The sequence below is a fragment of the Curtobacterium sp. 18060 genome, from assembly GCF_902706105.1.
GTDB lineage: Bacteria > Actinomycetota > Actinomycetes > Actinomycetales > Microbacteriaceae > Curtobacterium.
This window is the reverse complement of the sequence record NZ_CACSJV010000136.1, coordinates 1-401: the sequence shown is the minus strand read 5'-3', so window position 1 is coordinate 401 and position 401 is coordinate 1. Positions and strand designations below refer to the sequence as shown.

At 76.1% G+C, this 401-nt stretch carries 1 protein-coding gene; it reads right to left on the bottom strand.

The features are described from left to right. The coding region (locus GVL05_RS19920; RefSeq protein WP_159574254.1) for a helix-turn-helix domain-containing protein at positions 1-401 on the bottom strand (401 nt) is incomplete at both ends.

Genomic DNA, 401 nt, shown 5'->3' with positions numbered 1-401 from the left:
CCACGGAACGGGTGCGCAGCGTGTAGTCCCCCGCGGCCACGCTGCCGCGCAGGGCGTCGCCCACGGCCGTGCCCGCCAGGGGGACGGTGCGTCCGACCCAGTTCGTGTGGCGGACCGAGTGCGTGCCCTCCACGATCGCCAGGTAGACGGCGGAGTCCGGAGGGGTCGTCACCGAGAGGTAGACGGATTCGCCCGTGGCGGCCACGACGTGGTCCATCGGCCCGCGGGCCAGCTGCACGAGCGAGTCCCGGGAGAAGGCCCGCGCCCCGAGCTGGATGAGGCGCACGCCGGGGCGGTAGGCGCCGTCGTCGTCGCGGGCCACGAAGCCGGATCCCTCGAGGCTGCGCAGCAGGCGCAGCGCCGTGGACGCCGGCAGCTCCGTGGCGCGGGCGGCCTCGGTC